This window comes from Vibrio sp. V42_P2S4T144, assembly GCF_009904715.1.
Classification (GTDB): Bacteria; Pseudomonadota; Gammaproteobacteria; order Enterobacterales; family Vibrionaceae; genus Vibrio; species Vibrio alginolyticus.
Genome location: NZ_WXWS01000015.1, coordinates 1 through 6,900, shown reverse-complemented (window position 1 = coordinate 6,900; position 6,900 = coordinate 1). Strand labels below are relative to the sequence as shown.

Genomic DNA, 6,900 nt, shown 5'->3' with positions numbered 1-6,900 from the left:
GTTGATAGTAGGTTGTTTTTTCAGCTTCATTTTCATGAGTGACGAATATTTCGATCACTATGTCACCGAGTTCGGTTTCGAGAAGTACATCCGCGATATAGCGGTCTAAGCGTACTTCTAGGTTTCCACCTCGAACATTTGCTGATACTTCGCATTGGCTCAGTGTTTGTCCTTTGTATTCAAAGGATGCTGGCGGAAGATAAAGGGGCTGCGATTCAAGAAAAAAGTGTTGTGCGACTAAGTGGAGTTGAGTCATTAAGCAGTTACTGTTTTCGTCTTTCGAATCATGTGCAAAATGATGTCTTGTACCACTAGTTCCATTGTTTTTAGCTACTAAGCGATCTCCACAACCAGAGCATACGCAATTGCACTTTAAGCCATTCTCGACAGAATCAACATGCCTTAAGGTATTTGAATCGCCATGTAACGCATATTCTAGCATCGCCACTCCTCTCAACTCGAAGGCGATGAGCCAACCAAAGCCCATTAAATCAATATGATAAGCTAAGTGAAAATAGAGTAAGTTACTAGTGTTGGCCTCAAGTTTTGGAGGTATTGAGCTTGGAAATCAGTTATGGTTTCAATGCATAAGTTCTGATTACTCTTTCGTCAGGCCTTAACCAGTCCTCAAGGAACACCTCAAACAACGGGTCATCAATCAAGTCACAGGGTTTGGCGGTTACGTATTTATGACTTTGCGCTTCTGCTGAGACCAATCTCTCGTAGCCCGCTAAGTCGCCTTTATCTAGGTACTTGGAAACTAATGCTGGTGGAGCAACAGCTCGCTCCACCAATACCGATTTCTCGGAGATCATCCAAAGTAGAATATCAGTGTCGTCTCGGCCTTCTCGCATGAGACTAAGATTGTTTCTGAGGTTATCTATAAGATTAAAATGCTCATCGAACTGAAAGGACGGGTAGTGCCTCCAGCCGTTCACATTGATACAAAGAGCGTTGTGCTGCTCTTCGGGTAACTCCTCATGAGAAATGAGTTCTAGGCCGTTGAGAAGCGAGACAATAGCTTTTAATCGCTTAGTTTCGAGCTTATTCATCAGATCTCCTCACAGCGATCATTGCGTTGGTCATCATACGGTTAATTTTCGTCGGTTGAGTCTTGGTCATCTTCCAATTTGTTACATTCAGCGATAACTTCTCGGTGACGTCTTTGTTTTTCTTTGTTTTCTTCTTTTTGTGCTTCAATACGCCTCATGTCTGAATACCACACAAGCCATTCATTCAATGTTATAGATTTGCTCTCAACAGCGATTTGATTAAATGTGAGCATGTAATCACAGAACATGTTGAACACTTTCGCTTCATCGTCTCTTCTTAAGAGTGATGCAGGGCTAGCTGTGACATAGTTACGACTTTGCTCAAACAACTTTTCGGCTTTCATGTATTGCTTCATGCGTGCCTTGAGGAAAGCTGGGCGCCTAACAGGTACTTTGTAATCCCAAATTTGATAAGTTCTTTCAGTAAAGAACCACTTAACTGAGTTTTTTTGTTTGATGATCTTAATCAGGTCAAGACGTGGTGCTAGGTACGGATGAATGTCTCCATTTTCATCAAACTGCTCTCTCGGATAGAGCCTTGTATTATTAAGAGTCACAAACATCGCGATGTCACGTAAGCGAGGTTTGACTTCGTGTGCTTCGAAAATTTGTTTGAATGTACCGAGAAATTTCATAGTAATTGTTCCTAATTTTGGGATTTTGAGACGATTTTTTCCGCTTGCCTAACCGAAAGGGGTAGGCGTTTTCTGTTTTTGATTAATGAGTGTTGTGAGTCCACCTGCCTTTCGACGTGTGAAACTGAAGTAGCCTTCTTTACGTGTCGCTTAATTTGTTTAGCCAGCTTTTTATCTGCCAGATTCCAATCAATAGATTGATGGTACTTAGCAGGCTCTCGTTTTGGTAAGTGCTGGTTTAGCCAGTCCTTGTCATATCGAAATAGCCACATGTAGCAACTGCTCGAATTTTTAATCTCTGTCCGAGTTAATGTTGGATTCTGGGAAATGATCTTCTGGAGTGTTTGACGATATTGATGTCGTTTTTGGCAGAACCAGAGTCGTTTTCTCCATGCGGATAATCCTGACATCGCATTTATTTGCTGTTCTACAGTACCAACGCTAACACCGCATAATTTGGCGATATCTCGTCTATGAACCCCGCGAAAAGCGAGTCTCAATATTTGGTCGACTAATGCATCGTTGAGTCTTTTAAATCGATGCTTGATTGTGACCCCATTGCGTTGCGCCATGGCTGCTAGAAAGCCAACCGAACACCCTGTCGCCTTGGCGACAGAACGAAGCGGGTTTCCTGAGGCCAACTCGGATAGACAGACACGAGGCTTATGAGATTCCCGACTACAATAGTTCGAGACCTGAGAAGTTTGTCGAAAGTAACACTTGGCGTTCTTCGCAAAGAAAGCACCAACCAATGCATGCTGTATGTAATGGTTGTAGTGGTCGTTTAGGAGAAGGCACCTTAAGAAATTGAATTTATATAGCTTCGAAGGCAGTAGCTTTGCACCAGCAAATAGAGGAGCCCAAAAGTCTTGTAGACGATTGACGGCTTCTGATTGCCTGATCTGTCCTTTCGGAGTTAACAAATGGGTCTTAATCATCCAAGATGAGTGAGAGGGTGTAGCAATATGCTCGTATCGACGTTCGTATTCATAGCGATGCCAACTACTGATGAATTGCGATAACCTCAAAGCTCGTTCTAAACAAAGATCAGAACCATGGAAACATCTATCGTAAGGTGTTGGTGGTAGTTCGATGCGTTTGTTAAGGCCATCGGCATCTGTCGGTGCATATTGCAGCCAACAAGCATGCTTTGGACAAACGAACATACCGCAATACTGATGTACGGTACGCCAAATACCATGCCCCCATTTCAATGTGTCTTCCTCAAGGCATTGCGGACAGAACTTTAGTGCGCTGCTAAACCTTAACCGAGAAGAAGTAGTACGTGATAAGACCGCGATGTGACTGCCATCATTGCTCAACAGGTGCAATCTAAGTCTTGCTTTGCTTTTGTTATCTTGAAGGCAAGCGCCGACAACAGGGAAACAAGTACTGTTAAACAACAACCTTTCCGCATCTATTGAAGTCTGTTTGGCAACTTGTTCGAGCATGCAAGGAAGCTGGGGGTTAATGCGAACATCTGTGCGCCCTAGGAGAGCTCGGTTTTTTTCGCGTAGCGAGCGTCTTGGTGAGGCTGCGTGGTGTCGCGCAACAAGGCTATAAAATGCTTCACCAGCTATTTCGTGCAGGTACATAGGTCTATAACTGTCCTGTAGCAACCAGCATGAGAATGTAGATCAGTGGTGGACTAAATCTGTTTGTTGAAGTCGATAAAAATAATCGTGTAGTCCTCATAGTGGGAGAAATTATGTGATCATTTACTTTCCTCGTATTCGAGAAGTACTGCTCTAGAGCGCCTTTCCCTAGAGTCATGAAAATTTCTTTGTACCAATCGCCACAAGCTTTCTTAAAAGCCAACGTATCAGTTTGCTCAAGCGTAAACCCCATGCGTGCCAACGTATTTTGTTGCACGGATTCAAGGCATAGGGTGAGCGTTTGCTCATTTAACGCCAACATAAGCTGTTCAACTCTTAGCATTGTTTCATCATAATACGCTCCCTGACTTATCATGCTGGAACCACAGCTCGGACAGATTAATGTTGGGGTTTGCATTCGACTAAGATTTTTTACAGTGTAACTGCATGAAGAACAGCTATTAATGAGCCTCGTTCCGTGTTTGTAGCAGTGAAAAACCCCCTGTAGTTGGTGATGTTGGTGAAAATATGAAATACCAACAGTATCTAAGTCTTCAGCAATACAGTCTTTGCAGTAACGCCACAAACGATTATGTACCGTTTGGGATTGCGTAAAGTCGATGTCATATGGCTTTCCTTTCAAAAACAATGGTAGTTCGCGCTTCTCTCGCTCGTTGAGGAAAGACTCGATGACGTTACCGTGCATATGCATTTGCCAAATCGAACGATTGTCATCATTAAGAATATTCATCAGTATGGCGTCTAGGTCAGACATGACTGTAACTGGCGACGCACTGAAATTTGCCAGCCCTAGACGTTTTGCTGAAGTAGCAAAAGTGCCAAAAGGGGACATAGTATGAACTCGGCTAAGGAAGCTTCTTAGGTGTTCGTTCGGTAGTAGGTACAAGATGTTATTCATACTTTCTAGCCTGCGCTAGTAAGGCTTCAGGAGTTAAGCTCTCTAGCATTTCTTGGTCTTTCTCAGTAAGGTTTGCGGCAGAACGAGAGCTTCTTGGGGATTGCTTACAGACTTGGTTGCCGTCAATATTTGAGCCACTTTCTGAAAACAAATCCTGTTGAACCGAGTGCAATTGAGATAAAGGATTGCAATCCTCATATTTATAAAACTGACCTCGCTTTAGTGCAGTTAATGCGCCTGAGACCAAGAGAAATTGCTCTTTGAATACATGGTCTAGAGCAGCCATGCTTAGGTCTTGATTGTTTGGTGTTAGATAAGTCAGATAAGACAATGTGGCCTTTATTAGGCTGCTTGCGATAGCAGGGATCCCTGCTGATAAGTAGTGAACATGGCGCGTTAGAGTATCAATGTCAGTGGTCTGATTTTTAAGTAATTGTGTCGGGCACATTTGCTTAATGAAGCGTTTCCAAAACGAGCTTTCAACATCACATTGCTCTAAGATTAGCGACCCTGTCTTTCCAATTCGCCTAGCGGCAGTCATCTCTTTAGAAAACAGATTAAGTGTTGATAGTGTCCCGACGAGTAATAGTGGTACACCAACCTTGTTAAACAACTCTTCCACGAACTTTAGTGTGGCGTTCTCGTTGTTACCAACTTTCTCGTACTGTCGAGTTTCAGATAGGTTCTGAGCTTCATCTAGAACAATAATCCCAACACCATGGATGAGTAGCGCCTTACGAACCGCAATCATGAGCGCCGTAACTGAGCTTTTCTGATGTGACTCATAATAATTCTCACCAGTTACCGAATCGATGGACTCAAGAATCCTCCAGAGTAGTGCACGCTGCCCGCGAGCTGTTGGGATATCGATCTTAAGCCAGACAATCTGTTCGTAGATGAACCTTTGTCCTTGGTACTCTTGATGTGAAATGACTTGAGGAATGGCAGACAAGATGCTTTCTACCATCGCTGACTTTCCGCGACCTGATAGACCTGCTACCAAAAAACTCTGCTGATTTGCTGTTTGCTTTAGAGTGCGCTCTTGCCCTTCAGGTATTTCAATAGAGTCGGCAAATTGCAATTGTTTAATATCGCCATACACCAAAGGGTTGCGATAGATATAGCCTCGTTCAATCATGCGAAATACGGTGTCATAAAGGCGTGGGGCTTCATCCTGAACAACATAGCACTCAGATAGGTTATCAATGAATGTTCTGGTGTAGTAACCATGATGCTCAGTAGGGAGCGAACTGACATCAATCATCATGTCAGGAGATAGTGTTGTTGCCTGGATAAATTGTTTAGGTAGCAATGGCATTCCTAGCGCTTCAATCAGAGGATTTTGTGCCATCTGAGAGTTAGGGTGAGGTATATAATTAGCTATCATCTTGTTCATCATCAAAGTCAAAAAAATCAGGTGTTTCCAAGTGTTGGGTATTCTTTTTAGCAGTGGAGCTAGCGTTATCTTCGGAACTTAAGGTTGCTGCTATCTGCTCAGATTGTTTGCTGCGTTCAATAGAAGAGACGATACTCTTTCGTTCTTTGATACCTGTCTGGATAGACTTTGCTGACGATGTTTTTAAGTATCGAGCGTCAGCTTTTGCTTGTTTATCGATTTCATCCAGTTTGTTTAAGAACTCAATTTTGTTAGCGAATGAATGTTCTTCATGAAGGCTTTGTTTTTGTTTGGTTAATTCGATTTCATGAAGGGTCGATTGCCAAATTTGATTACGATACGTTTCAGAGCGATCAGTGAGTTCTAAAGTAATTAGTTCGTTAGATTCAGGGTCTTTACACCAAATAAAGTTCGTTGAATTTTGGTCGTATCGAACTTCCACTGTGTATCGACCAAAATTACGAGCTTTGTCTAACCATTGTTTATGAATGATTTTGTTAGCGCTGTAATACAGCCCCTTAAAGTAAACGCCCTCCATTCTCACAGTCGCCTTGTCAGCAGGTAGCAATGCGAAACGAAGTCGCTCTTCAGGAATCTGAGCTGGCGGTATCACCATTTCTTCTAGCCCGTAGAGATATAAGTCTCTAGGAGAGAAACCAACATCATCACGAGACATCTCGAAGTTATGGTTGTTCTTTCTAAGGCGGTTGTTATTGGTATAAATGATTGTCCTTATGAGCTTTTCCATGAATGCTTCGAAGGACATCGACGCTTTTCTAGAAGCGTGTTGTTCTTCCTTGCTGGGTACTTTCATGACTTGACCAGGCACAAATCGAACAGCATTTTGATGAAAAATATCAAATGCTTTCTCGACAGTTCCTTTACAATCCCCGCGATGATACGGAGCGAAACTGGCGATTGATAAGCCAATTTCACCCTTAAGCATGCTTTCAATGTTACGGTCTGTATACTCGGAACCTCGATCCATGACTAACTGTGAGCAGACATGGTGGCACGGCCATTCGTTTTCAGTAATTTCAACGCCATAGCGTTTAGCAAACTGGACTTTGTTGGTAAAAGCATTGAAAAGGGCTTGTGATGCTCCCGTCCAATCTGGGCCGTGAAAACAAGCATGAGTGCCAACAAACATGCCAGACCACGTATCTACAACTAGATAGATCACAGGGCGTCCCGTGGCTAACTGATTGGTTTTGTCGTAGGGGTAGCGTATGTATTGATCAACGACTGTGGCATCTATTTCATAGCGGCTGGTGGGGCCACGAACACCCTGTCGAGCGAGGCC

Annotated in this window: 6 protein-coding genes and 1 pseudogene; all 7 read right to left on the bottom strand. The window is 43.1% G+C overall.

Annotated elements, in window-relative coordinates; translation table 11 throughout:
• A pseudogene (locus tag CAG68_RS00395) lies at nt 1-442 on the bottom strand (hypothetical protein); the annotation flags it as partial.
• 130 nt (nt 443-572) lie between these two features.
• Nucleotides 573-1,052, bottom strand: coding sequence for a hypothetical protein (locus CAG68_RS22245; protein ID WP_237667818.1), 480 nt, complete (start codon nt 1,050-1,052; stop codon nt 573-575).
• A gap of 41 nt (nt 1,053-1,093) precedes the next feature.
• Nucleotides 1,094-1,687 carry a hypothetical protein gene (locus CAG68_RS00385; protein ID WP_161440643.1) on the bottom strand — a complete coding sequence of 198 codons (594 nt, stop codon included), beginning with the start codon at nt 1,685-1,687 and terminating at the stop codon, nt 1,094-1,096.
• Between the two features lie 11 nt (nt 1,688-1,698).
• The gene (locus tag CAG68_RS00380; protein ID WP_161440642.1) at nt 1,699-3,282 is read right to left on the bottom strand and encodes a TnsD family Tn7-like transposition protein; all 1,584 of its coding nucleotides are present in this window, start codon (nt 3,280-3,282) and stop codon (nt 1,699-1,701) included.
• A gap of 4 nt (nt 3,283-3,286) precedes the next feature.
• Nucleotides 3,287-4,201, bottom strand: a complete 915-nt coding sequence (locus CAG68_RS00375; RefSeq protein ID WP_047103489.1) for a TniQ family protein — start codon at nt 4,199-4,201, stop codon at nt 3,287-3,289.
• Nucleotides 4,194-5,588 (bottom strand): ATP-binding protein, encoded by a 1,395-nt coding sequence (locus CAG68_RS00370; RefSeq protein ID WP_237667817.1) that lies wholly within the window; start codon nt 5,586-5,588, stop codon nt 4,194-4,196. The genes CAG68_RS00375 and CAG68_RS00370 overlap by 8 nt, the downstream gene beginning before the upstream one ends.
• On the bottom strand, nt 5,578-6,900 hold a 1,323-nt coding region (locus tag CAG68_RS00365), incomplete at its 5' end, for a Mu transposase C-terminal domain-containing protein (protein ID WP_161440640.1). The genes CAG68_RS00370 and CAG68_RS00365, both read right to left, overlap by 11 nt.

Excerpts from the sequence above, each read along its gene's own strand:
- CAG68_RS00385 (WP_161440643.1), bottom strand. The coding sequence starts at position 1,687 with ATGAAATTTCTCGGTACATTCAAACAAATTTTCGAAGCACACGAAGTC.
- CAG68_RS22245 (WP_237667818.1), bottom strand. The coding sequence starts at position 1,052 with ATGAATAAGCTCGAAACTAAGCGATTAAAAGCTATTGTCTCGCTTCTC.
- CAG68_RS00370 (WP_237667817.1), bottom strand. The coding sequence starts at position 5,588 with ATGATAGCTAATTATATACCTCACCCTAACTCTCAGATGGCACAAAAT.
- CAG68_RS00380 (WP_161440642.1), bottom strand. The coding sequence starts at position 3,282 with ATGTACCTGCACGAAATAGCTGGTGAAGCATTTTATAGCCTTGTTGCG.
- CAG68_RS00375 (WP_047103489.1), bottom strand. The coding sequence starts at position 4,201 with ATGAATAACATCTTGTACCTACTACCGAACGAACACCTAAGAAGCTTC.